We start from the raw sequence: 20924 nt of genomic DNA on the forward strand, positions 1-20924 counted from the left end.
GCGATCAACCCCTACCGCGTTTCGCGGTGATCAGGACGCGTCGTGACGCGACGCACATGATCCGTGTGATGGTGGCTGACGACGACCAGGTCGATCGTCGTCACCCCCAGCGCCTCCAGCAGGGGCACGATCCGGCCCGAGGGCCCGGCGTCGACGAGGGCGACCTTGCCCTCGGGCGAGCGGATCAGGATGGCGTCGCCCTGGCCGATGTCGAGCACCTGGACCAGGGCCGGATTCGGGGCTTCGGCCGGGGGCTGGGCGGGCGCGGGCGACGAGGCCCCCAGGGCGAGCCCGACGACCAGCAGCAGGCGAGCGGCGAGGCGGTTCATAGCTTGAGGTCTCCCCCGGGGTCGCGGCTGCGGAGCTGCTCCTGGATCGAGCGGGTCTCCTCGGCCACCTGGCGCGTCGACTCCGTGTCCCGTTCGAGGGCGAGGGTCAGCCCCTCCCCTGCCCCGACCGGGCCCGGCAGCAGGTCGCCCGGCAGCACGACCTCCCGGCCGTCGTCGGTCGCCAGGCGAGCGTCCCCGCCCGGGCCATCGGCCGGCCGCTCGACCCGCAGCCGGATCGGCGCCGGGGCCCCACCGGGAGTCGGACCCGCCGCGACGAGCGGCCGGAGCCGTTCCAGCTTCGCCGCGCCGAGCCCCTCGACGCGGGCCAGTTCGTCGACGTCCTTGTACGGTCGTCCTGCGACCAGCCGCTCGGCGAGGACCGGCCCGACGCCGGGCAGGGCCCGCAGCTCGTCGGCCGGGGCGGCGTTGACGTCGACCCCGGCCGACGAGCCCGAGGGGCCCGCGTCGGGCACGATCGCCAATGCGAGGACCTCGCCGCCGCGGGTGCCGGCGGGGAGCAGCCCACGGGGGAAGTTGAGGACACGCCCGTCGTCGGCGACGAGGACAGCGATTTGCTCGTCGCGGCCCTCGAACCGGTCGACGGCCAGGCGGATGGATGGCATGTCGGTGACCTCCGGATGGCCCCAGTTGAACCCGTCGTCGGGGTCAGGATCAAGCCGGTCATGGCCGCGGCCGTGGGAGCCCGCCCTATTGGGCTGCCTCCGCGACGCGGGCGATGCCGATTCGGATCTACTCGCGGCGAGTAACCCCGGCCTTTGAGCATCTCCACCGCCGCCCGACGAGCGGCCTTACTCGCGGCGAGTAACCCCGGCCCACTCGCCCGACCGCCGGCCCCGGCGGCGGGGTTACTCGCCGCGAGTAAGGCCAGGTTCAACCCGGGCGAGTCCAGTTGCCGATCCTAGAGCCAGGACACCAACCCGGAGGGCCCCGGCCATGCCGATCATCGCCATGACGAACCAGAAGGGGGGAGTAGGTAAAACCACTTCCACCTTGAACTTGGGCGCGGCGTTCGCCCGCCTCGGGCGGCGGACGCTGATCATCGACGACGACCCCCAGTCGAGCCTGACCCAGGGGCTGCTGACGCCCGACGCGACCTTCGTCATGCCGCCCGAGCGGACGATCTACGCCCTCTTCGCCGGCCTCGACGCCGGCCCCTCGGAGCTGGTCGTCGAGGGGGTCTTCCCCGGCCTCGACCTCCTCCCCGGCTCGCCCCGGGCCGGCAGCTTCAACCGGCCCGAACCGCACACGGTCGACCCCGACCACGCCGCCCTCTTCGCCGAGGGCTTGGATCGGATCACGGCCGGCTACGACGTTGTCCTGATCGACACCGCCCCCAGCCTTCAGTTCAACACCTGGGTCGCCCTGCTGGCGGCCGACGCGGTGCTCGTCCCGGCCCAGGCGGAGGCCTACGGCAACCAGGGCATCGCCATCGTCTTCGACTGGCTCCACCTTGTCGGCCACGTCCGCGGCCGGGCGCTGCCGATCGCCGGCCTTCTGGTCAACCAGCACAAGAGCCGCCGGGGGCTCCAGCAGGCCGTCGTCGACGCGCTGCGCGAGCACTTCCCCGAGACCCTCTCCACCGCGATCCCGGACACGACCGACATCCCCGAGGCGATCAACCTCGGCAAGCCGGTCCAGGCCCACAAGCCCCGGGGGACGGCGGCGAAGGCCTACGACGCGGTGGCCCGAGAGATCGGGGCCCGGTTGGCCGCCCTCGGGCTGATGGCCGGAGACGGCAAAGACCGAGGCGAGGCCGAGGACGCACGGGAGGCTGCCTGATGAGCCGGGACGACGACAAGAAGCGGGCCGGCGTGCTGTCCAACCTCGGGATCGGCCGGGCCCCGGCCATCCCGGCCGGCATGGCGCCGCTGCCCGACGCGGCGCCGCACGACCGGCTGGCGGAGCGGGGCGCCTTCCTGCGGCGGATCCCCGTCGAGCAGATCGAGCCGGACCCGGATCAGCCCCGGAAGCGCTTCGACGAGGCGGCCATCGAGGAGATGGCCGAGTCGCTCAAGGTCCGGGGCCAGCTCCAGGCCGTCGCCGTTTACCGCGATGAGGGTAGGGGGGCTTACCTCCTCGTCTTCGGCGAACGCCGCTGGCGCGGGGCGAAGCGGGCCGGCCTGACGCACCTGGACTGCAAGGTCCTGCCGGCCCGGCCGAGCGAGCCCGAGCTGCGGACGATCCAGCTCGTGGAGAACATCCAGCGGGCCGACCTGAAGCCGTGCGAGCGGGCCGCCGCCTTCAAGGCCATCATGGACGCCCACGACTGGTCCGCGAACCGGCTGGCCCAGGAGCTGGGCGTGCCCCAGCAGAGCGTCTCCAGCGCCCTGTCGTTGCTGAAGCTCGCTCCCGAGCTGCGAGAGCGGATCGACGCCGGGAGCCTCGCCCCGACGATCGGCCACGAGCTGGCCCGGCTCGACGACGAGGCGGCCCGTGCCGCCTTGCTGACCCGGATCGAGGCCGACGGCCTGAAGCGCGACGAGGTCGCCGCCGCGGTCAAGGCGAGCAACTCGTCGGCCGGAAAGAGCAGGGGGGATACTTCGGGGAGGGCGAAGGGTGGGCACAAGGGGAAGTCGAGTCGGGGGGCCGCCCGGAAGGTGACCCGGAGGGTGCTGAAGCTGGCCGGCTACAAGGTCACGATCGAGCGGGCCAAAGGGCTCGATGACGACTACTGCCAGGTGATCGCCGCGGCTCTGCTGGCCGGGGCCGATCCGGATGTCGAAAGGGAATCGACGCCCGGTCATGGAGGGCCGATGGCCGGATCGCCCCCGCTCGACCCTGGCCCCGTCGTCTCTGGCGCCGATGACGAGGAGCAGGGCAGGGAGGTCGCTGCCTGACCCGAGTCAGGGGACCCACGCCGTCGCCAAACCTGTTGTGGGGCCAATCCGGAGCCTCCGCCCCGGATCCGGGTCGGTTCCCATCAGTCGCCCAGCTCCTGGCGCACCTGCTCCCATACTCCAGCCGCCCCGGCCGCGAACCCCGCGACGAAGGAAATTCTATTCAACAGCGGACGGGCCACGGCGGTCGGCATCCCCAGGCGCCAGGCCCAGAATCGCCCCGCACGGCCCGGCTCGATTGCCGTCCGGCTGACCTGCCGGATCAGCCGCCCGGCCAGCGTCGCCCCCTGCGTCATCTCCACCTCGGCGATCTCCGACCGACGGAACAGCCCGTCCGGCCGATCGCACCGCTCGCCCAGCCGACGAAGCTCCTCATAGCTCGCCTCCTCGATTGCCCAACGCCGCCCCAGCTCCCGGCCCCAGCGGTTGGCGGCAACGTCCCGCGTCGCCTTCTCCGCCGGGTCCTCCCATGCGTTTGCCCCGGCCTCCCGGGACGCCGCCAGCCGCTCGATCAACCGCCGACGCGCCTCGTCGTCCATCCCTGCTGTCCCCCGTCGATCCCCCTGCGGACAGGGCGCACCGGCCGTCGGGATCGACGGGTCGGGACGCCGGCGGTGGGGCGCGGCGGGGGCCGCGCGTGCGAGGCACGATGGGCGGCGCTCAATCGCGGTGGTCGCCCAGCAGCGGCTCGACCTCATCCCAGACCCGGCAGGCGGCCTCGGCGAACGCATCGACGAAGTCGGCCGAGTCGCAGAGCCGCCGGGCCGTGTCGAGGTCGTGGGTCAGGGCGGCCCAGAAGGCGAAGGCGTGGTCCCCCGCGAGCGTGCCGGGTCGCCCTCGACGGCGCGGACCACCCGGGGGCTGAGCAGCCCCCAGGGCCGACGCCACTCGCGGGCCAGTTGGCGTAGCTCCTTGTAGGAGGCCTGATTGCTGGCCCAGTGCCGGCCCAGGTCCGCGCCGTAGCGGGCCTCGGCCGCACGGCGTTCGGCCTGCTTCGGGTCCTGCTGGGGGTCCGCCGGCGGGTCGGGTCGGGTCGCCTTCAGCCGGGCGGCCACCCGGGCCTTGGCCTCGTCGTCCAGGATCGGCATTGTGGATCCTCCTCGGAGTCGTCGGTCGTCGGTCGGCGGCGGGGCGCGGCCGGTGGCCGCGCGGGCGGGGCTCACCGGGCGGGGTCGCGCCAGGGCGGGGCGTGCTCGGGGCGGCCGCCCAGCAGGGGGGCGTCCTGGTCCCAGAGCTGGGCGGCGACGTTGCAAAACGCGGCGATGAAGCTGAAGTCGTCGCAGGCCCGCCGGGCCGCGTCGGCGTCGCCGACCAGGCCGGACCAGAAGCCGAGGGCCTGCTCCTCGGTCAGCTCCCGGTCGCTGATCGAGCGGATGAGATGCGTGCCGATCGTCCGGGCCGGCTCCCGGACGAGGAAGTCGGCCAGGCCGTGCGAGAGGGGGTGGGAGAGCCGCCCCCAGTGCAGGCCGATCCGGGCCAGCTCGTCCCGGCTGGCGACCTCGGTCGCCCAGCGGAAGGCGACCGCCTCGGCGCCGCGGATCAAGGCCCGGCGGCGTTCGTCCTGCCGCCGCCGCTCCTCTCGTCGCTCCGCGGTGCGGGCCTCGTCCGCCGCCTTGAGCCGCCCGGCCAGGCGGGCCCGGCCGTCGTCGTCCAGGGTGAGCCGCTTGAGGTGGAGTCCCTCGGGGGTCGGGGGAGTGCTCATACCGGTGGTCTCTCGGCCGGGTCACATCATGCACCGCCGCTGATAGTGGCATTTTGTTCATTTCACAGCAAGCGGGATCCCGTCGCGACTGTGTCCGCTGTTGACAGATATCAACGCGCATTCAGTTATATAAGGCGATTGACGCCCGGCCGCACGACCTCATGAGCGGGGGGACGTCCCGTCGGGTGCGGCGGGGCGGATGACCCGCCGGATCGGACCCGGGAGCAATGCCGATGTGTGGAAGATACGCCCTGCACGCCCACCGCCGGGCCATCGCCGAGGCCTTCGATCTCGACCCCGACGAGGTCCCCGAGCTGCCCCGGCGCTACAACGTCGCCCCCACCCAGGACGTCCTCGCCGTCCGCTCCGGATCCGAGGGGGTCGGCGGCGGCTGGCGACGCTCCGCTGGGGGCTGATCCCCTCCTGGGCGGACGACCCCTCGATCGGCAATCGGATGATCAACGCCCGGGCCGAGACCGTCGCCGGCAAGCCCGCCTTCCGCTCGGCCTTCAAGCACCGCCGGTGCCTCGTGCCCGCCTCGGGGTTCTTCGAGTGGCGGGCCGAGGGCAGGACCAAGACCCCCCATTACTTCCGCCGGGAGGACGACGAGCCGTTCGCCTTCGCCGGCTTGTGGGAACGCTGGTCGAAGGGCCCGGCGCCGGTCGAGAGCGTCGCCATCATCACCACCGAGCCCAACGACCTGGTCGCCCCGGTCCACGACCGGATGCCGGCGATCCTCCGCCCCGAGGACTACGCCCAGAGGCTCGACCCGGAGGAGCAGGCGTCGGACCTGCACGCGCTCCTGGCCCCATTCCCGGCCGGGCTGATGGCGGCCCATCCGGTCGGCACGCTCGTCGGCAGCCCGAGGGTCGACCGGCCCGAGTGCATCGAGCCGGTCGCCTCGTGAGCCGGCCGCGCCGCCTCCCGGCCCCGTCCGGGCTCAGATCCGCTGGTCGATCAGCACCGGCATCCGGTCCGAGCCGGTCATGATCCTGTAGTAGTGGCTGGCCGGCTCGCACAGCATGTAGGCGACCGCCCAGCCCCGCTCGTCCGGCACCACCAGCCCCCGGAACCCCGTCTCGATCAGATACCACACCCCCCGACGCTCCAGGCCGAACGACGCCGGGATCTCCACCGGCACCGACTCGATCCCCCGCCAGCCCCCCTCCTCGATCGTCCGCAGCCACGTCCAGCCCGTCCGGGGCAGGGATCGGCTCTGGCCCCGCCCGTTCCCCCAGCGGACGACCTGGAGCCGGCCGTCCCGCCAGATCGGCAGCGCCGGCCACCGCTCCCGGTACAGGAAGCGGTACTCGTCCCGCTCGCCGCGGAGGTAGCGGCGATGGGCCATGCCGGGCCGCCCGATCAATTCCGTGGGCAACTCGCTCCCCGCGACGGCGATCCCCTGGCACACGGCCCGACGGTCCGACTCCCCGGTTTGACTGATCCTATGTGCAGAGTATGCTTCCGTCCATGAAGCGCCAAGGGCCGATCGGGCACGTCGACGCCGATTGTTATTACGTCGCCGCCGAGCGGGTGCGCCACGCGCACCTCGCCGGCTTGCCCGTCGGCGTGCTCGGCAACCAGGGCGCCTGCGTCATCGCCAAGAGCTACGAGATGAAGGCCGCCGGCGTCGGCACCGGCATGCCCATCTGGGACGCCATGGCCCTCTGCCCCGAAGGGGTCTACGTCAAGCGCGACTTCCGCTGGTACGAGGTCCTCTCCCGGCTGATGCTGGAGACGATGCGGGAGCTGTCCCCGAAGGTTGAATACTATAGCATAGATGAATTCTACTTCGAGGTCGTCTCGCCCCGGGGGGGCGACGACCAGGAGGCCGCCCGGCTGGTCCGCGACCGGATCATGGAGCGGGTGCGGGTGCCGGTCACCGTCGGCATCGCCCGGACCCGCACCCTCGCCAAGCTCATCTCCGACGCCGCCAAGCCGTTCGGCGCCCGCGCCGTCCTCGACCCGGCCGCCGAGCACGCCCTGCTGGCCGCCCGCCCGGTCACCGACGTCACCGGCATCGCCGGCCGCCGGGAACGCCTGCTGCTCCCCCGGGGCATCCGCACCTGCCTCGACCTCGCACGGGCCGACCGCCGGATCATCCGGCGGGTCCTGACCGCCAGCGGCGAGGCCCTCTGGTGGGAACTCAACGGCGACCCCGTGATCCCGATCAACGCCCAGCGGACCCCCCACAAGGTTCTCTCCCGCGGCGGCAGCTTCGGCGCGCCGACCGGCCGGCCGGAGGTCCTCTGGGCGTGGCTGGTCCGCAACCTGGAGCGGCTCGTCGAGGAGCTGGCCTTCCATCGCGTCCTGGCCGGTCGGGTCGCCTTCTGGGTCGGCTATCGCGACGGGCACGCCAGCGAGGGGCGGGCGACGCCCGGGGTCCCGACCGACCGCTTCGACGTCCTGCTCGACGCGCTGCGGCCCTGCCTGCGGCGGGCCTGGGTGCCGGGGGCGATGGCGGCGCGGATGCACCTCTTCGCCGAGGACCTGCGGCCCCACCTCCCCCGGCATCTCGGCCTCTTCGACGGCACGGGGCCGGGCGACGCGGCGACGGCGGTGAAGCGGGCGGTCAACGACCGGCACGGCCGCTTCGCCCTCCGCAGCGGCGCGACGCTGCCGCTGGGGCCGATCTACGCCGACCGGGCCAACGGCCACGACATCTGCGACGTCCGGGGCAAGACCTGCTTCTGACCCCGGTCGGGGCGGCCCTGCCGGCCTCCGGGGCTCCTCCCCGGGCGATCGTGCCGTCGGGGTCGATGGGGCGGCCGACGGCGGGGCCCAGGCCCTCGTGCGGCTGGCCTGCGGCCTGGGGCGTACCGAAAAAACCGGGCAGGGGAGGTCCGCCCCCCGGGGGAGCGACGACCATGACGACCAATGCGCCGATCCGGCCCGGCGACCACCGGGACGACGACTCCTGGTCCTTCGTCGCCTCGTCGGGCGACGTCGGCCTCGTGGCCGAGGGCGGCGAGCCCGAGCCCCGCTGGAGCCGCGTCGGCCCGCCGCTGTCGGAGGACGCCGAGCCGAAGGTGCCCGATCCGGAGGACCTCGACGCATTCGCGTCGGTGCGGCGGTCCTACGGCATCCCGGCGTGAGGGCAGGGGCCCTCCCCGGGCTGGCCGGGGCGGGCCGCCTCGGCGAGAATGGGGCCCGAGCCCGGTCGGGTGGATTCGGGGTGGAGTGCCCGGCCGGTCGGACGACGGCCTCCACGTCATCGTCGAGGCCCGCGTCTGCAACCCCGCCCGCCGGGGCGCCGGCCGCACCACGACCGCCGGCAGCCCCGGCATCCGCCCCCTCCGGCGGGCGGCGGCTCGTCGGCCGCATCGCCCCAGGCACCTCCACCGAGACCGACCGCATGGGGCATCTCGGCATCCTCTGCCCGAACACTCCCGGTCACCTCGACCCCATGACCGCCCTGGCCGACGCCCTCCGGCGGCGCGGCCACCGCGTCACCTTCTTCCTCCTGGGCGAGCCGACCGCCTCCGTCGCCCAGGCCGGCTTCGACGTCATCCCCATCGACAGCCCGCTCCTCCCGGTCCACGAGTACCGCGACCAGTTGCAGCGCCTCGGCTCCCTCGCCGGCCGGCCCGCCCTCCGCCACACCATCCGCCTGGGCGCACGCGCCGCCGAGGCCATCCTCGACGCCGGGCCCGCCCTCGTCGGGCGCGCCGGCGTCTCCGCACTGCTCGTCGACCAGGCCTCCCCGGCCGGCGGCACCGTCGCCGACCGCCTCGGCCTCCCCTTCGCCACCCCCTGCAACGCGCTCCCGCTGCACCCCGACCCCGACGTGCCCCCCTTCTTCACCCCCTGGGGCCCCCTGGGCCCGCGCCCGCAACCGCCTCGCCTGGGCGGCCCTGGACCGCCTCTACGCCCCGATCCTCGCCCCGATCCGCCGCCATCGCGCCCGGCACCGCCTCCCCGCCCCGCGACGCCTCGCCGACACCTGGTCCGACCGCCTCCAGCTCAGCCAGCTCCCCGGGGCCCTGGACTTCCCCCGCCGGCGCCGCCCCCGCCGGCTCCGCCTCGTCGGCCCCCTGCGACGGCCGGCCGGCACGCCCACGGTCCCCTTCCCCTGGGGGTGCCTCGACGGCCGCCCGCTGATCTACGCCTCCTTCGGCACCCTCCAGAATCGCCGCCCCGATTCCTTCCGCATGGTCGCCGAGGCCTGCGCCGGCACCGGCCACCAGGTGGTCATCTCCACCGGCCACGGGGTCGCCCCCGGGGCCCTGGCCGGCCTGCCGGGCGGCCCGATCGTCGTGGGCTACGCCCCCCAGCGCGAGCTGCTGGCCCGGGCCGCCCTGGCGGTTACGCACGCCGGGCTGAACACCGTGCTCGACGCCCTGGGCGCCGGCGTGCCGCTGGTCGCCGTGCCGGTGACCAACGAGCAGCCCGGGATCGCCGCCCGGGTCGCCTGGGCCGGGGCCGGGGAGGTGCTGCCGCCGGGCCGGGCCACGGCGGGGCGCCTGCGGGACCTGGTCGGGCGGGTCGGCCGGGAGGGATCCTACCGGGCCGCGGCCGTGCGGGTCGCCGATTCGATCCGGTCGGGCGGCGGGGCGGAACGGGCCGCCGAGCTGGTCGAGAAGGACCTGCTGGCCTGAGATCGACCGAAGGGAGGCCGGGGCGATTGGCAGAGAGTCCGCCGCCCGTCCTGCTCGGCGAGAGCCTGCGTCTTCGGATCGGGAAGGGGCAATGGTTGCACCTCCCGGCGTCCCTCGATGCGTCCCCCTGACGTCCGGGGCCGCCGGCCGACCGGGCATCGGGACAGGACAGGCCCTCGGCCAACAGCGGGCAGGGCCAGGCAGGCTGCGTTTTTCAGGGCGGGACACGCAGGTGCCCGGGCTCCATCCCGTGGTGTCTCTTTTCCATGACCGATGACGACGCAGGGCGGGTCGTCCGCGGGGTGGTTACCGTGCGATGCCGCCGGCCGGATGAGGCGTTCCCTGCCCCGGCGGCACCCAGATGTAGTAGGGGGGGTAGGGCGGCCAGCACACCTGGGGGGGCGGCTTGCGGCGGTAGTCGTCCGGGGCACCACCGCGGGGGAAACAGTGCGGGTCCCACCAGTGCAGCAAGCCGCCGTCGTCCGGGTGCCAGCCGCCGGCCGGGCGCAGTCGCTGGAGCAGGTGGGGACGCCTCGGGCCGTCACGCCCACCTTCGCCACCGATCGCGTCGCCGCACGACCCCAGCACGAGCAGCAGCGCCCAGCCCAGTCGCCTCCGCCGCGTGCTGCGTGCATCCCCGTCCACTTCGGTCGTCATCATCCTCCGGCTCCTTGGTCCATTGCGTCGGGGACGGCCGCCGGGTCGGGGGCACGCATCGGCAGCGCCTCCGGCAAGCCGCTGGGGTCAGCGGCGGCCGGCTCTTCCCCACGTACGTCGGGAGGGGCGGTGACGGGGGGCGCCTCGCCCAGGGTCAAGGGGTCCGAGTGGCTCGCGATCGGCCCCTCGTAGTGGCGATCGTCCCGGAGGCGGAGATCCCAGCCCCCTCCCAGGGCGCGATAGACGCCGATCAGGTTCAGCGCGATGTTGCCCCGGGCGACGGCGAGCTGGTCCTGCGCCTGCAGGCGCGCGTTCGCCAGGGTGAACAGGCGGTTGACGTCGGCCTCGATCTCGCTGAAGTTGCGCCCCTCGATCGCCGTGGCCGATGCGGCCGCGGCCGCGCTGCGCGCCAGCGCGTCGGCCTGCTCCTGCGACCGGAGGAAGCCGCGCAGCGCCGTCTGGACCTCCCGGGCCGCCGTCAGGACCCTGCCCTGATAGGTCGCGACCAGCTCCTGGGTCCGGGCATCCTGGAGGTGGACGTTGTTCGCGAGGCGGCCGTAGTTCAGGACGTCCCACGAGAACTGGGGGATGACCAGCGCCAGGCCGCCGCCGGATCCCGCCAACGGGCCCAGTTTGACGTCGGAATGGCCGAGCGCCGTGCCGATGGAGATGCTGGGGAACAGCCCGGCCACGGCCACGCCGATCTGGGCGCTCTGGGCCGCCACCCGGCGCTCGGCGCCGCGGACGTCGGGGCGGCGGCGCACCAGGTCGGCCGGGATGCCCGCGGCCACGGCGGCCGGGATCGTCGGCATCGGCAGGCCTCCCGGGGCCGGCCCGAGGCCCGGCTCCAGGTCGCGGGGCGGCTCGCCGAGGAGGATGGAGAGCTGATCGTTGGCCTGCCCCCGCGCGATCTCCAGGGCCGGGATCGTGGAGCGGGTCTGCTCCATGAGCGTCCGGAGTTGCGCCACGTCCAGGGCCGTCGCTGTGCCGACCTGCACCTGCCGCTCGGCGACGGCCACCAGCCCCTCCTGCAGCCGGAGGTTGTCGCGCGCGATCGCGATCCGCTGCTGGGCCACCCGGTACTGCACGTAGTTCGTCGCCACGTCGGCCAGCAGGGTCACCAGGGCGGCGTCGTAGTCCTCGACCGAGGCATCGAGCCGGGCGTTGGCCGACTCCACCTGCCGGCGACATCGGCCCCAGAAGTCGAGCTCCCAGCTGAGGTTGAAGGCCGTGATATCGATGTGCGTCGGGTTCCCGCCCGCCTCGCCGTTGGAGTACAGCCCCAGCAATCGCTGGCTCTGGGGGAGGACGTTGCCCACGGCGATGGCCTGCTGCGCCCGCGCCTGGAGGACCCGGGTCCCGACGGAGCGGAGGTCCGGGTTCTGGCGATACGCCCGGGCGACCAGGACGTCGAGCGTGGGGTCCTGGAAGGCGCGCCACCAGTCGCCGTCGCGCGGCATCGGGCCGCGGACGCGGGGGTCGTCCGCCTGGATCCAGGTCGGGGCCACGGGCACCGGCGGCCGGTGGTAATTGGGCCCGACCTTGAAGCCGTTTCGGACGTACTGGCGGAGGCCGTCGGTGACGCACCCGCAGGGGAGCAAGGCGGCGATCAGCAGGCATGCCAGGGTGGCCCGGCGCCCCAAGCAAAGGCGGAGACCTGGGAGGGTCCTCGCGGGGCGGAAACGGCGCCGATCCATGGCTCAGGCCCCGTCGTACGAACCCACCCGCCGCCGAAGTTGGCACGCCTGGCAGATCGAGCACGATCTGCACGGTTGGGAATATCGGACGGTCTCCACGCCTCCCTGACGAAAACCCGGCGAAGTTGCCGTCGACTCGATGCCCGGCTCGGCCTGCGCCTCGAGGCCGACAGCACCGGGGGCGCCGGACAAGGCTCGCTGGGCGTGCATCGTACTGCATCGGGGGGGCTCCCATCCTCCTGGTTTACTCCGCCCCGATGTGCTCTCCCGCCTCGACCACCGAGCGCTTCATGAGCGGGACCAAGGCGACCAGCCCCACGGCCAAGACGGCGAACAGCCAGAAGACGTCGAAGTAGGCGAGCGACGCCGCCTGCTGCGCGCGGAGGTTCGCCAGCGTCTCCCAGGTCATCTCCGCCGCCGCCGCCGGGTCGCCGGTCTGCCGGAGGAAGAACGCCCGGCCCTCCTCGGCGTAGGCGTGCACGTACGGGTTGAGGGGGTCGAGGAACTCGCCCACCCGCGCCGTGTGGAGCTGCTCGCGCCGCGTCACGAGGGTCTGGGCCATCGACGTGCCGACGCTGCCCCCCTCGTTGCGGAGCAGGGCCAGGAGGCCGACCGCGGCGCCGCGGAGATGCGTCGGCGTGTACTTGAAGGCGGCCACGTTGAGCGGGGCGAAGACCATCGACAGGCCGCAGATCAGCAGCACCCGGGGCCAGATCACTTGCGGAGGGCTGATCTCGAGGTTCATCCGCGCCATCCAGTAGTTCGCGGCCGCCATGACGAGGAGGCCGGCCGCGATCAGCCGGCGCGCGTCGGTGCCCCGGCGTAGCAGGACGCCGACGACCAGCATCGTCAGGATGGAGAAGATCCCCGACGGCGACATCACCAGGCCGGAGACGAAGGCGTCGTAGCCGAAGAGGCCCTGGAGCAGGGCCGGCAGCGTCGTGCTGGCGCCGTAGAGCACGCCGTAGGCGCAGAAGACGATGAGGCAGCAGGCCGCGAAGTTGCGCTCGGCGAGCGGCCGGAAGTCGACCACCGGGTTGGCGATCCGCAGCTCCCGGGCGATCAGGCCGCCCAGGCCCAGCACGAAGAGGATGAACAGCGTCTGCACCCGCCCGAACGGGTCGTTGTACCAGTCCCACTGCTGCCCCTTGCTGAGCAGGATCTCCCAGCAGGACATGATCAGGACCAGGAGCCCCAGGCCGATGGCGTCGAAGGGGACCGGCCGCCTCCTCAACTCGGCGCGCCCCTCCTTCAGGTAGTCCGGGTCGTCGACCACGAGCGAGCAGAACACCAGGGCCAGGACGCCCACCGGCAGGTTGATGTAGAAGATCCAGCGCCAGTTGTAGTTGACGGTCAGGTAGCCGCCCAGCGTCGGGCCGAGGACCGGCGCCAGCAGGGCCGCGACGCCGAATATCGTCTGGGCGGCGCCCTGCTTCTCGGCCGTGAAGGCGTCGAGCAGGATCCCCTGGCTGGAGGGCTGCAGCCCGCCGCCGGCCAGGCCCTGGAGCACGCGGAAGAGGATGATCTGCTCGAGGCTGGTGGCCAGGCCGCACAGCCCGGAGGCGAGGGTGAAGACGGCGATCGACAGCAGGAAGTAGTTGCGCCGCCCGAGTCGGGCCGCCAGCCAGCCTGAGATCGGCAGGATGGTGGCGTTGGCGGCCAGGTAGCTGGTCAGGACCCACTCGCTGTCGACCTCCGAGGCCGACAGGCCGCCGGCGATGTACCGCAGCGCGACGTTGGCGATCGTGGTGTCCAGCACCTCCATGAACGTGGGGATGACCACGGCGGCGGCCACGACCCAGGGGTTGATCGCCGGGCGGCGGGCCCCGGTCGGGGCGAGGTCCACGCGGCTCATGCGGGGGCGCCTCCGGCAGGCGGGCGGGCAACCGAGGGGGCCGGGGGCGACCCCGGCCCGGCCTTCAGGGGGGGCCGACGCCTCCTGGCGGGGGGGCGACCGATTGCGAGGGCCCCGCGACTACGGGGGCGGTGGGGGCCTGCGGCAGCGCGTGGGGCGGCTGCAGGAACTCCCCGGCGTGGGGCCCCGTGGGCGGCTCCTTGTAGTACACGTAGGGGACGACCGACAGGCCGACGAACAGGGGGGCCTCGGCGGGGTCGTAGCCCGTCAGCTCGATCCGCACCGGCAGCCGCTGGACGATCTTCACGAAGTTGCCCGTGGCGTTCTGCGGCGGCAGCAGGGCCAGGGACTGGCCGGTCCCCATGGTGAAGCCGGTGATGCGGCCCTCGAACTCCCGACGCTTGCCGTACATGTCCACCTCGCAGCGCACCCGCTGGCCGATGCGCAGGTCGGCCAGCTGCGTCTCCTTGAAGTTGGCGTCGACCCAGATCTCGGTGAGGGATCGCACCGCCATGAGGCCCTGCCCGGCCTGGACGTTGTTGCCCGGGTTGACGTTGCGTCGGGTGACAAGGCCGTCGATCTCGCTGACGACGTCGCAGTAGCGGAGGTCCAGCTCGGCCTGGGCCAGCTCGCGGCGGGCCCGGAGGAGCCGGGCCTCGGCCTGCTTGATGGGGGGCGCGTCGGGGATCAGCCGTGCGAGGATCTTGTCGAGGTCGCCGCCGGGGTCCTGCTTGTAGAACTCCGCGATGGCCTGGTCCGGCGTGACGTCCCACGACGTGGGGGCGTAGCCGAACTGGGCCGCGCTCTGGAGCAACTGCCCCAGGCCCTGGCGGACCGCGGAGAACTGCTGACCGAGGTCGGCCGGCACCTCGGCCAGGTCGTGGCCCTCGGGCGGCTCCTCCGGCAACCCCAGGCCGACGCGGCAGGCGTAGACCGCCTGGAGGGCCTGATTGACCGCCGCCTCATCCACCCGGACCTCCTGCCGACGCCGGTCGAGCTCCTCCTTGCTGATGCCCCCGGTCCGGGCGAGTTCCTCGCCCCGCTCGAGGTTGTGCCGCGCCAGCTCAAGGGTCGCGGTCCGGCTCTCCAGGGACGCCACATTCGCCCGCAGGTCGGCGACCCGGGCGTTCACGTCCTCGATGGCGTGCTGGAGCTGGAATCGATTGGCCCGGGCCTGGGCCACCAGGCTGCGAACCTCCGCCCGGGCCGCCGCGAGGTCCGCCTCGGCCGCGGCCACGGCGGCCGCCTTGATGTCGAGCTGGACCTGGTACGGCTCCCGGTCGAGCCGGACCAGCACGTCCCCCGCCCGCACGCGGTAGTTGTCATCCACCAGGACCTCGGCCACCTGGCCGGCGACCCGGGGGGCGACCAGGGTCACGTGGCCGTTGACGTAGGCGTCGTCGGTGGAGACGGTGTTGAGCATCGTCTCCACCCGCGGGAGCAGGAAGACGTACCCGCCGACGGCCAGGCCGACCACGGCCGCGGCCAGCACGAGCCGCCTCCGCCAGGGATGCGCCGGCCGTCCCGACCGGGTCGGCGGAGGTGATGTGACGGCGGAGGGGCCGCCGCCCGGCGCGGCCATCCGAACCGAGCCGCCCCGATCCTCGGCCGAGGTGGCCGCGGGGGCGTCCTGCGCCTCACCCGGGCCCACGCCGCGACGGGTCGACCCGGCGGTCGCGGGCCCACAGGGCCGCTCGTCCTCCCGGTCCGTCATGCTGCCACCGCTCCCTCCTGCCGCGGGGACCGAACGGCATTGGGTCGAACGCTGGCCAGCTTACGGCTCTTGCCCGACTCAACGCAAGCTTATCAGGGCAAGGCCCTCGGCCGAACAGGCACCCCCGGCATCGGAGTCCGTTCGGAATCTGTCGCCCCCTTCGAATTCGGCCGCCTGCGCCGCGACGCAGCAGAAGGCCCGGCCACGGCATGGCGGAGTCGATGTCCTCGCCCCGCCTTCCAGCCCGGACGTCACGTCGGCCGTGACAAGGCTCAGGACGGGGCACGGTCCCGTGGCCCGGAGGGCGAATGGCCTCCGGGCCGCCCGAACAGTTCGGTGACCAGGGCCGTCCAGCCGGTCTGATGGCTGGCCCCAAGTCCAGCCCCGTGCTCGCCGTGGAAGTATTCATGGAAGGGGACGAGGTCACTCCAGGCCGGGTCGGCCCGGAACGGGTCCACGTCCCCGAAGACGGGGCGGTGGCCGCCCCGCCCCTCGTCCCGGAGGAAGAGCCGGACGAGGCGCCCCGACAGCTCGTCGGCGACCGCTCCCAGGCTCGCCGGCCGGGCCGATCCCCGGGGCAGCTCGGCCCGCAATGAATCCCCGAAGTAGCGGTGGTACTCGCGCAGCGCCTCGATCATCAGGAAGTTGAGCGGGAACCAGACCGGGCCCCGCCTGTTCGAGTTGCCGCCGTAAATCGGCGTCGTCGACCCCGCCGGCTCGTAGCCCACCACCCGGCCGTGGCACTCGTACGGCTCGGCCGCCAGGCCCCGCGACATCGACCGCAGGCCGAAGTCCGAGAGGAATTGCCCCGGGTCGAGCATCCGGGGCAGGACCCGCTCCAGCTTCACCCGGTCCGCGGCCGCCAGCAGCAGGCGCCCCTCGACGCCCGGCCGGGTCATCAGGCAGAGGTTCTGGAAGCGGTTGAAGAAACCGGCCAGGCCGTCCTCGTTCCAGCGATAGGCACGGCTGCGGGCGTGGTCGTGCGGGAAGGAGGCCCAGGCGTCGCCGGAGGGGGAATAGTCCTCGCAGACGGTGCCCCAGGCCCGCTCGGCGACGTAGGGCCCCCAGTGCTTCCAGTCGGCGCGGCGGGCGGCGCCGTCGGTCAGCCGGCGGTGCTCGGCGGTCGTGCCCCCGGCCCCGGCACGGCCATCATCCACATTTCCAGGGGGCATCGATGACCTCCGGACGATCGATCACGCAGATGGCCGCGAAGGGTCACTTCGGCCCGGCCCGCATCGCCATGGCAGCCACCTTCCGCAACTCCTCGGCCGCCCCGCTCGAGGCCTGGGCCCCAGGCCGTTCAGGGCCATGGCGATGGACCGGGTCAGTGTCGCGCACTCCGTTTCCGGCGGCAAGTCGCCCCGCTGCACGGACCGCTCGGACCTCGCCTGTGACGCCCGCGGGCGTGGACCCCAGGATGCGGATCTCACCGACCAGGGAGTTCGGCGGCGCGCGTGATCTCCTCGGCGTCGCGGGGGTGCAGGATCACGGCGAGGAGGCGTGTCCTCTGCCTCGCGTTCGGGTTCCGCGTCTCCCGGTGGACGCAGCCGGACGGCTCGTAGAACGTGTCCCCGGCCCTGTACGTCGTGACGGGCTCGTCGTCAAGGGCGTGCTCGTACTCGCCCTCCAGGACGTACCCGAACACCGGCCCGGCATGGCGGTGCGGGGCGACCCGTCGGCCGGGTTCGATCACCACCTCCTCCACCGTCGCCGTGGCGTCCTTCCCGTCCAGCGTCTCGACGATGTCCCGCCGGGAGAGGCGGGTCACCTCGGCCCCGCCCTTCTCATCGTGCCGGGCCAGCGCCATCCCGCCGAACCCGATGGTGCAGATGGCCGCCAATGCGAGGAATGTTCGATTCATGGCTGACTCCCACGAGGGTGGAATAAGCAGGTTTGTTAAGGAGATTGAACGCAGGGCCGCATCCCTCAGGATAACGACCCGGGGTCGTCGACGCGGAGGACGATCTTCCCCCGGACGTGCCCGGCCAGCCCCCGCTCGAACGCCTCACGCGCCCGGGACAGCGGCAGCACCGCGTCCAGCACCGGACGGATCTGGCCGGCGTCTATCAGCCGCGCGATCTCGACGAGCTGGGCCCGGCTCGGCTCCACGATGAAGAAGATGCCGCGGGCCCCGGCGTCCCGGGCCGGCTCGGGAGGGGGTGGGGCCGCGACGGAGACGAGCGTCCCGCCCCGCCGGAGGACGCGCCAGGATCGCTCCATCGTGTCCCCGCCGATGGTATCCAGCACGACGTCCACGTCGCGGATCACCTCCTCGAACCGGGTCGTCCGGTAGTCGATCACCGTCTCGACCCCCAGCTCGCGCAGGAACTCGTGGTGGCGTGCCGAGGCCGTCGCGTCGACGCGGGCCCCCCGCCAGCGGGCGAGCTGGGCGGCGAACGCGCCGACGCCCCCTGCCGCGCCGTGGATCAGGATCCGCTGCCCGGCCTCGAGGCCGGCGTGGATGAAGAGCGCCTGCCAGGCGGTGAGCGCCGAGAGGGGGACCGCGGCGGCGTGGACGTGGTCGAGCGACCGCGGCCTGGGGGCCAGGTCCGCGGCCCGCACGGCGACGTACTCCGCGGCGCTCCCATCCCGCGGGAATGCGACCAGGCCATACACGGCGTCGTCGGGGGCGACCTCCGAGACGCCGGGGCCGAGCGCCTCCACGACGCCGGAGACGTCGTGGCCCGGGATCGTGGGGAGACGCTCGTGCCCGTCGGGTGCCTGGTAGGTCTCCGACCAGGTGAGTTCCGTCGGCGTGATGCCGGCGGCGTGCACGCGGAGCAGCGCCTCGCCCGCCGCCGGGGCGGGGAGCGGTGCCTCCTCATACACCAGCTGTTCCGGGCCACCGCGGGCGTGTAACCGGATCGCTCTCACGACAACTCCTTTCCGGGCCGCTCGGCCGCGTTGATGGGCCTGGAAGTCGTCAAGGCCCCCATCCGAATGGGCGAAATCGGGGGAACATCCCACCTCCCCGCCAGGCCGAGACTGCGAACGGCCGCGAGGTCCGGGGATACGCGACGGTCGGGGTGATGGAGGGCCTGGGCCATCAACCCCCCAATGGGTTGGCCGCGATCAGGTCGCAGAAGTTCGGTCGGCGATAGCCGGGCTGCGTCCGCTCCAGGATGTCCGTATTCATCGTCCCGAACGCCGTCTCCGGCCGGTAACCGAAGCCGTCGGCGAACGCCCGGACGATCCCCGCCTTGAAGTCGACCCGCGGGTACGCGGCGAGGACGCTCGCCCGGTCCTCCGCGGCGATCTCGTCGAGGCCGTCGCCGAGGACGTCGGCCTCGACGCCGCCGGTGACCAGTGCGATCTCCGGGCGCTTGTGCCAGGGGATCTCCGGCGTCGTGTGCAGCGCGATGGCGTCCCACACCACCCCGGCCGACTCGTCGTCGATGCCGTTGGCCCGCAGGAAGTCGCGGGCCGCGTTGGCGCCGTCGACCTCGAACCGGTGGTCCGGGCTGCGGTACCTCGCGGTCAGGCCCAGGTCGTGGAACACGGCCCCGACGTAGAACAGCTCGTGATCGACCGGCAGCCCTCGGTGACGGCCGCGGAGCGACCCGAAGAGGAAGACCCTGAGCGAGTGGGCGTACAGCAAGGGCGTGCCGTGCTCCCGGAGCAGGCCGGTCGCCTCGCGGGCCATCTTGCTGTCGGGGACCCGAATGCCGGCGATGATCTCGGACATGAGCGGCCTCCGTCTCAGTGACCCTGGGCGGCTTCGATGAAGATGCATGGGCGAGGCTCGGCGGCGCCGGACGGCGTGGTCCGGCCGACCGGCGGCGGTCAACCTCCCAGCGGGTTGGCGTCGATCAGGTCGCAGAAGTTCGTCCGGCGGTAGCCGGGCAGCCCACGCTCCAGCAGGTCGGCGTTGAACGTCCCGAACGCGGTCGCGGGCCTGTCCGCGAGGCCGTCCACGAACGCGCGGACGATCCCGCACGCGAAGTCGACGCGCGGGTACGCGGCGAGGATTGCCTCGCGGTCGGCGACCGGGATCTCGTCGAGCCCGCGGCCGATGACGTCCGCCGCGGTCCCGCCGTTCATGAGCGCGATCTCCGGGCGCTTGTGCCAGGGGATCTCCGGCGTCGTGTGCAGCGCGATGGCGTCCCACACCACCCCGGCCGACTCGTCGTCGATGCCGTTGGCCCGCAGGAAGTCGCGGGCCGCGTTGGCGCCGTCGACCTCGAACCGGTGGTCCGGGCTGCGGTACCTCGCGGTCAGGCCCAGGTCGTGGAACACGGCCCCGACGTAGAACAGCTCGTGATCGATCGCCCAGCCCCGGTGTCGGCCCTGGATCGCCCCGAACAGGTAGACCCTCAGGGAGTGGGCGAGGAGCAAGGGGCCGCCGTGCTCCCGGAGCAGGCCGGTCGCCTCGCGGGCCAACGTGCTGTCGGGGACCCGGATCCCCGCGATGATCTCAGCCATGATGCGACTCCGAAGCGGGATCAGGGGTCAGTGACCGAGCAACTTCAGGTGGTATCGGGATATCAGCTCGGCGACCCACTCCGATGAGTAGGTCACGCCGTACTTCGCCGACAGCTCCTGCCGCCGGCCCGGGTCGCCGGCCTCGGCGAGCTCGGCGAAGTACGCCTCGAAGCCCGCCGGGGCGATCGCCTCCAGCAGCCGCGCCGGGCCGGGGCCGGCGTTCCAGAACGTGTGCATTAGCCCGCGGGGCTTGATCAGGTAGCTGCCCGGCCCCGCGACGAATTCGCGGTCGCCGACCCGCGCGCCGATCGTCCCCTCCAGGACGTAGGAATACTCGTCCTCATGGGTGTGCACGTGGGGCAGCACGAGCCGCCCCGGCTCGATCGGGTGCTCCACGACTGCGAAGGCCCCTCCGGTGTCTGCCCTGGAGAGCTTGAAGACCACTCCCATGCCGCCGAGCCAGACCGAACGGCCATCGCCCGGCTTCACGACGATCGTCGGTGCGTCCATCTGCGGTCCTTTTCTATTCATTTCAGGTCATTCCATGCCGATGCCCATGTTCTCCGGTCCCGAAGCCACGGTCGAGATCCGGGTCGGCGAGCCAGAAGGGTAACATCAAGTAGCGGCCACACCCGGTAGACTCATGGGTGAGTTCCGCCGCAAAGTCCTCCGGGAGGGCATCCCGGTTGTCGTTGGCGATGCGGCCACCGACGGCACGCGAAGGGTTAGTGCCGAGTACCGCCCGGTACTCGGGCACGGAGTTCTGCCAGCCATCGGGATGGCACACGAGGATGGATCGAAGCTCAGTGGATGTAGAGACCTCCATCGCTCCGGACCCCTCGAAGACCCGCGAGAATATGAGACCGATCCGGCGCCCGATCGCGGAGTTCAGCTTCCACGCCGGTCCTAGGGCCACCGGCGTGAGGGCGATCATGAAGGACCAGAACACGAGCCAGATCACTGGATCCTCCCTCGATTCAGTTAGGCCTGGCTTTCGGCATCGCGATTCGGACCCAGGCAGCCCGGAATGAGGACGGTTCAGGGTCGAAAAGTGAAGATTATCGCCGGGGCGTGCGTCGGTCAGGTCGCCGC

25 protein-coding genes are annotated in these 20924 nt (G+C 72.8%); 7 read left to right on the forward strand and 18 right to left on the reverse strand.

Annotated elements, in window-relative coordinates; translation table 11 throughout:
- Positions 1 to 11 precede the first annotated feature (11 nt).
- Together ElP_RS35780 and ElP_RS40340 are read right to left on the reverse strand one after the other, a co-directional pair.
- A complete protein-coding gene (locus ElP_RS35780) occupies positions 12 to 329 on the reverse strand; it encodes an MBL fold metallo-hydrolase (protein WP_145279620.1) in 318 nt (105 codons plus the stop codon).
- Positions 326 to 952 carry a helix-hairpin-helix domain-containing protein gene (locus tag ElP_RS40340; RefSeq protein ID WP_231749926.1) on the reverse strand — a complete coding sequence of 209 codons (627 nt, stop codon included), beginning with the start codon at positions 950 to 952 and terminating at the stop codon, positions 326 to 328. The genes ElP_RS35780 and ElP_RS40340 overlap by 4 nt, the downstream gene beginning before the upstream one ends.
- 331 nt (positions 953 to 1283) lie before the next feature.
- On the opposite strand from ElP_RS40340, the gene ElP_RS35795 reads away from it, so the two are divergent.
- Both ElP_RS35795 and ElP_RS35800 read left to right on the forward strand, forming a co-directional pair.
- Complete coding sequence (locus tag ElP_RS35795; RefSeq protein WP_145279621.1) at positions 1284 to 2129, forward strand: ParA family protein; 846 nt, start codon at positions 1284 to 1286, stop codon at positions 2127 to 2129.
- Entirely contained in the window at positions 2129 to 3187 is a 1059-nt protein-coding gene (locus ElP_RS35800; protein ID WP_145279622.1) for a ParB/RepB/Spo0J family partition protein, read from the forward strand. The genes ElP_RS35795 and ElP_RS35800 overlap by 1 nt, the downstream gene beginning before the upstream one ends.
- Positions 3188 to 3270: 83 nt before the next feature.
- Here ElP_RS35800 and ElP_RS35805 read toward each other — a convergent pair whose 3' ends face one another.
- From ElP_RS35805 to ElP_RS35815, 3 genes are all read right to left on the reverse strand, one after another.
- Entirely contained in the window at positions 3271 to 3726 is a 456-nt protein-coding gene (locus tag ElP_RS35805) for a hypothetical protein (protein WP_145279623.1), read from the reverse strand.
- A gap of 243 nt (positions 3727 to 3969) precedes the next feature.
- Entirely contained in the window at positions 3970 to 4275 is a 306-nt protein-coding gene (locus ElP_RS35810) for a hypothetical protein (protein WP_145279624.1), read from the reverse strand.
- Between the two features lie 71 nt (positions 4276 to 4346).
- Positions 4347 to 4889: a hypothetical protein gene (locus tag ElP_RS35815; protein WP_145279625.1), complete on the reverse strand. Its 543-nt coding sequence runs from the start codon at positions 4887 to 4889 to the stop codon at positions 4347 to 4349.
- Positions 4890 to 5122: 233 nt separating this feature from the next.
- On the opposite strand from ElP_RS35815, the gene ElP_RS41550 reads away from it, so the two are divergent.
- Positions 5123 to 5305, forward strand: coding sequence for an SOS response-associated peptidase family protein (locus tag ElP_RS41550; protein WP_390836261.1), 183 nt, complete (start codon positions 5123 to 5125; stop codon positions 5303 to 5305).
- The gene (locus tag ElP_RS35820; protein WP_390836266.1) at positions 5305 to 5796 is read left to right on the forward strand and encodes an SOS response-associated peptidase; all 492 of its coding nucleotides are present in this window, start codon (positions 5305 to 5307) and stop codon (positions 5794 to 5796) included. Before ElP_RS41550 ends, ElP_RS35820 begins: the two co-directional genes overlap by 1 nt.
- Before the next feature lie 33 nt (positions 5797 to 5829).
- On the opposite strand, the gene ElP_RS35825 is transcribed toward ElP_RS35820, so the two are convergent.
- A complete protein-coding gene (locus ElP_RS35825; protein WP_231749927.1) occupies positions 5830 to 6267 on the reverse strand; it encodes a hypothetical protein in 438 nt (145 codons plus the stop codon).
- 92 nt (positions 6268 to 6359) lie between these two features.
- Between ElP_RS35825 and ElP_RS35830 the strand changes: the two genes are divergently transcribed.
- Together ElP_RS35830 and ElP_RS35835 are read left to right on the forward strand one after the other, a co-directional pair.
- Entirely contained in the window at positions 6360 to 7583 is a 1224-nt protein-coding gene (locus ElP_RS35830; RefSeq protein ID WP_145279627.1) for a DNA polymerase Y family protein, read from the forward strand.
- A 173-nt stretch (positions 7584 to 7756) separates the two neighbouring features.
- Positions 7757 to 7984, forward strand: a complete 228-nt coding sequence (locus tag ElP_RS35835) for a hypothetical protein (RefSeq protein ID WP_145279628.1) — start codon at positions 7757 to 7759, stop codon at positions 7982 to 7984.
- Between the two features lie 298 nt (positions 7985 to 8282).
- Here the strand turns inward: ElP_RS35835 and ElP_RS40885 are convergent, their stop codons facing one another.
- Positions 8283 to 8405 (reverse strand): hypothetical protein, encoded by a 123-nt coding sequence (locus tag ElP_RS40885; protein WP_261344471.1) that lies wholly within the window; start codon positions 8403 to 8405, stop codon positions 8283 to 8285.
- Positions 8406 to 8989: 584 nt separating this feature from the next.
- On the opposite strand from ElP_RS40885, the gene ElP_RS35840 reads away from it, so the two are divergent.
- Entirely contained in the window at positions 8990 to 9487 is a 498-nt protein-coding gene (locus ElP_RS35840; protein ID WP_231749929.1) for a glycosyltransferase, read from the forward strand.
- 306 nt (positions 9488 to 9793) lie between these two features.
- On the opposite strand, the gene ElP_RS35845 is transcribed toward ElP_RS35840, so the two are convergent.
- The 11 genes from ElP_RS35845 to ElP_RS35895 all read right to left on the reverse strand — a co-directional run bounded on the left by ElP_RS35845 (position 9794) and on the right by ElP_RS35895 (position 20793).
- Entirely contained in the window at positions 9794 to 10147 is a 354-nt protein-coding gene (locus ElP_RS35845) for a hypothetical protein (protein WP_145279630.1), read from the reverse strand.
- Positions 10144 to 11841, reverse strand: a complete 1698-nt coding sequence (locus ElP_RS35850) for an efflux transporter outer membrane subunit (protein WP_145279631.1) — start codon at positions 11839 to 11841, stop codon at positions 10144 to 10146. Before ElP_RS35850 ends, ElP_RS35845 begins: the two co-directional genes overlap by 4 nt.
- Before the next feature lie 244 nt (positions 11842 to 12085).
- Positions 12086 to 13696 carry a DHA2 family efflux MFS transporter permease subunit gene (locus ElP_RS35855; RefSeq protein ID WP_145279632.1) on the reverse strand — a complete coding sequence of 537 codons (1611 nt, stop codon included), beginning with the start codon at positions 13694 to 13696 and terminating at the stop codon, positions 12086 to 12088.
- A 64-nt stretch (positions 13697 to 13760) separates the two neighbouring features.
- The gene (locus tag ElP_RS35860) at positions 13761 to 15410 is read right to left on the reverse strand and encodes an HlyD family secretion protein (RefSeq protein WP_231749919.1); all 1650 of its coding nucleotides are present in this window, start codon (positions 15408 to 15410) and stop codon (positions 13761 to 13763) included.
- A 272-nt stretch (positions 15411 to 15682) separates the two neighbouring features.
- Positions 15683 to 16582 (reverse strand): trehalase domain-containing protein, encoded by a 900-nt coding sequence (locus tag ElP_RS35865; protein ID WP_145279633.1) that lies wholly within the window; start codon positions 16580 to 16582, stop codon positions 15683 to 15685.
- A 254-nt stretch (positions 16583 to 16836) separates the two neighbouring features.
- On the reverse strand, positions 16837 to 17271 hold the full coding sequence (locus ElP_RS35870; RefSeq protein WP_145279634.1) for a cupin domain-containing protein: 435 nt from the start codon (positions 17269 to 17271) through the stop codon (positions 16837 to 16839).
- 65 nt (positions 17272 to 17336) lie between these two features.
- Positions 17337 to 18284: an NADP-dependent oxidoreductase gene (locus ElP_RS35875; RefSeq protein ID WP_145279635.1), complete on the reverse strand. Its 948-nt coding sequence runs from the start codon at positions 18282 to 18284 to the stop codon at positions 17337 to 17339.
- A gap of 172 nt (positions 18285 to 18456) precedes the next feature.
- Complete coding sequence (locus tag ElP_RS35880; protein ID WP_145279636.1) at positions 18457 to 19095, reverse strand: HD domain-containing protein; 639 nt, start codon at positions 19093 to 19095, stop codon at positions 18457 to 18459.
- Positions 19096 to 19193: 98 nt separating this feature from the next.
- Complete coding sequence (locus tag ElP_RS35885; RefSeq protein WP_145279637.1) at positions 19194 to 19832, reverse strand: HD domain-containing protein; 639 nt, start codon at positions 19830 to 19832, stop codon at positions 19194 to 19196.
- A 27-nt stretch (positions 19833 to 19859) separates the two neighbouring features.
- Positions 19860 to 20342, reverse strand: a complete 483-nt coding sequence (locus ElP_RS35890; RefSeq protein ID WP_145279638.1) for a cupin domain-containing protein — start codon at positions 20340 to 20342, stop codon at positions 19860 to 19862.
- 22 nt (positions 20343 to 20364) lie between these two features.
- Entirely contained in the window at positions 20365 to 20793 is a 429-nt protein-coding gene (locus ElP_RS35895) for a hypothetical protein (RefSeq protein ID WP_145279639.1), read from the reverse strand.
- Between the last annotated feature and the right edge of the window lie 131 nt (positions 20794 to 20924).

It is taken from the genome of Tautonia plasticadhaerens (assembly GCF_007752535.1).
GTDB classification, from domain to species: domain Bacteria; phylum Planctomycetota; class Planctomycetia; order Isosphaerales; family Isosphaeraceae; genus Tautonia; species Tautonia plasticadhaerens.